Annotated in this window: 4 protein-coding genes; all 4 read right to left on the minus strand. The window is 63.0% G+C overall.

Annotated features, from left to right (window positions below):
• Positions 1 to 142: 142 nt before the first annotated feature.
• Entirely contained in the window at positions 143 to 1,315 is a 1,173-nt protein-coding gene (locus ASD83_RS00005) for an aminotransferase class V-fold PLP-dependent enzyme (RefSeq protein ID WP_056306812.1), read from the minus strand.
• Between the two features lie 7 nt (positions 1,316 to 1,322).
• Positions 1,323 to 1,613 (minus strand): SH3 domain-containing protein, encoded by a 291-nt coding sequence (locus tag ASD83_RS00010; protein WP_056306813.1) that lies wholly within the window; start codon positions 1,611 to 1,613, stop codon positions 1,323 to 1,325.
• A gap of 97 nt (positions 1,614 to 1,710) precedes the next feature.
• A complete protein-coding gene (locus ASD83_RS00015; protein WP_056306814.1) occupies positions 1,711 to 1,992 on the minus strand; it encodes a hypothetical protein in 282 nt (93 codons plus the stop codon).
• A 127-nt stretch (positions 1,993 to 2,119) separates the two neighbouring features.
• A complete protein-coding gene (locus ASD83_RS00020) occupies positions 2,120 to 2,572 on the minus strand; it encodes a DUF1236 domain-containing protein (RefSeq protein ID WP_156385656.1) in 453 nt (150 codons plus the stop codon).
• Positions 2,573 to 2,865 lie beyond the last annotated feature (293 nt).

A 2,865-nucleotide genomic window follows, 5' to 3' on the forward strand; every position in this document is an offset into this window, starting at 1 on the left:
CCGCAGCCACAACACGTTCACGAAGATCAGTCGAAAGAGGTGCCGCCATCGATGCTGGCCTCCAATCCAGCATCAATCTTGAATCACAACTCACCAAAAACTGGAATCCCCAGAGTCAGCCTCACAGTGAAACGGCCTCGTGCTAAAACCCAAAAATCTCGCCGAGAGCTGAGATCAGTTTGTCCATCTGCGGGCGGGAATTGTAGCCCTGGACGGAGACGCGGGCGATGTGGTGGTTTTGCCAGCGGTGGACCGGGATTTCGATGCCGTAGCGCTCGAAGAGGATTTTGCGGACTTCGAGCGGGTCGCATTCCGGGATGGGCATGGCGGCCATTTGCGGGGCGCGGAACTGTTCGGCGCTGAGCGGGGACAGGCCGGTCATTTCAGCGACGCGGGCGGCGGTTTCTCGGGCGAGGGCGCTGCAATGGTCGGTGATGGCCCACCAATCGTTTTCGGCGCGGAATTTTAGCGCCGCGGGGACGGCCAGCCAGGGGGCGGGGTCGCGCGTGCCCTGCATTTCGATCTCATCGACAAAGGGGGAATTGCCGAAGGCGCCCCTGGCGCCTGGGTCTTTCGACTGGGTGGTCCAGCCGTGGCTGATGACGAGCGGATTGAGCAGGTTTTGCACTTCGGGGCGGGCATACAAAAAAGCCGAGCCTTTGGGCGCCATCATCCATTTGTGGCAGTTGCCGGCGTAAAAATCGGCGCCGAGGGTTTCGAGATTTAGGTGAATTTGGCCGGGGGCGTGGGCGCCGTCGATGATGGAGAGGATGCCGCGGTGGCGGGCCTCGGCCACGGCGCGCTCGATCGGGAACAGGAGGGCGGTGGCCGAGGTGATGTGGCTCAAAAACAGCACGCGGGTGCGGTCGGTCATGCCAGCGAGCAGTGCGTCGGTGAACTGCGCTTCGGTTTCGAGCGGCATGGGGATTTTGACGACGACGATTTCGGCGCCGGTTTTGCGCGCGACATAGGCCCAGGTCTTTTCGAGGGCCGAATATTCGTGGTCGGTGGTGAGGATCTGGTCGCCGGGCCGCAGATCGAGCGACTGGGCGACGATGTTGAGGCCGGTGGTCGAATTGGTGACGCCGACGATGTTTTCGGCGGTGGTGCCCAGCTCTTTCGCGAGGATTTCGCGGGGGAGGCGCATGTTTTCGGTGGGCTTGCGACCTAAAAACTCGACCGGCTCGCGCTCGAGTTCGAGTTGCCAGGCCTGGTAGGCTTCGAAAACCGGGCGGGGGCAGGCGCCGTAGGAGCCATGGTTGAGAAAGGTCACGTCCTCGCGGAGGAGAAAGTGGCTGCTGAGATTATTCGACATCGAGGGTTTACCAGCCGGGGCCTAAAAAGTCGGGTGGGGTGACGCGCATTTTGGCCGACCAGCCGACGAGCCAGGAGGCGTCGACCCAGCCGGTATCGGTGACGAAGCACCAGCGGTCGTTGCGGGTGCAATAGTCGAGTGTCACCTCGGCGCCGTTGGGGAGGCGGCCGATGGTGGCGTAGCCTATGCCGGGGCCGGAGCGGACAGCGATATTGCCGCCGCTGACACGGGCGGTGGGTTCGGCCAGGGCCGGGGTGATGCTGAGGGCGGCGAGGGCCGCGATGAAGAGGGTGCGCATGAGGCCAGTTTTGCTCCGGCAGCGTGGCCGATGCAAGGCGGGGTTTTTAAGCCGCGCTTTCGAACCCGAAAACCGGGACCACTTTTCCGCAAAGCGCTCAGTAGCGGATCGGGCGCTTGCGCTTGATTTCGGCGATGCGTTCTACATCGCCGGTGCCGAGGTAGCGGCCGCGTTCGAGGATTTCGAGTGTGTATTCCTCGTAGGTGAGGCCGATGAGGGCGGCGCGGCGGGCGCGGAGGACGGCGACGTCGTAGGGCGCGTCGAAGGCCTTTTTCTTGGCGGCGGCCCATTCGAAATAGCGGCCTATGCCATTGCGGCCCCAGGGTGGGGTGTGGTCGTCGTCGAGGGGAGGGCCGCCATTGGAGAGGAGTTCGGTCATGGGGCGAGTTTGACGCCCCTGCCAGACCGCGTCCAACGAAAGGTTTTTATCGTGGCGATTGGACCGGCTGATGCGAAACGGCCGCCCGGGGGCGGCCGTTTGATGGATTATTCGGCAGCGACAGTAATTACTGCGCTGCGACCACGAGGCCGGGGGAGTAGACGACCGCGCGGTTAGAGAGATCGACGAAATAGATGCGATCATTGGTGTAGAAATAGCCGTGGGTCGCGTCGCCCTCGATGGGGTGGATGACGATGGCTTCGGGGACGGCGTAGCCGACATCGATCTCGCCTTCGAGAACCACGGGATCTGTGGGGTGGAGGCGGACATATTCGACCGAAGTGGCCTCAATGCCGGCGCCGGCGCCGATAGTGGCCCCGGCAAAGCCGCCGATGGCAGCGCCGATAGGGCCAAAGATGAGGCCACCGACGACAGCGCCGGTGACGCCGCCCGCCGTGCCGCCGACAACGGCGCCGCCGGCAGCTTCGGCCTGAGGCTCACTCTTGATGATCTGGGCATGGGCGAGGGTGGGGACCACCAGCGCGGCCGAGGCAATGATCGGGATCAGAATTTTTTTCATTGTTTTTCTCCGTTGGCTTTCGCCTTTGGCAATGGCGAAGAAACCGGAGCGGACCGGATTTGGTTCCGGGGTTTTTGATTCAAGCGTGCCGCGCAAGGGATTGATTCTGCGCTGAAATCACTGGCGCCGCTCAGGAAATTCGCACCGGCATGCGAAAACGCCGCCCGGCCTTTTGAGCCTCACGGAGACACGGGTAACGGGCGGCCATTGATTCTTCCGAACTATTGTAGAGCGAACCAAAGGCCGCCCGTCACGGATCCGGAGTTTGTGGCGGGTCCGGTTCAGGCGCTACC

The organism is Devosia sp. Root685, from assembly GCF_001427875.1.
Classification (GTDB): domain Bacteria; phylum Pseudomonadota; class Alphaproteobacteria; order Rhizobiales; family Devosiaceae; genus Devosia.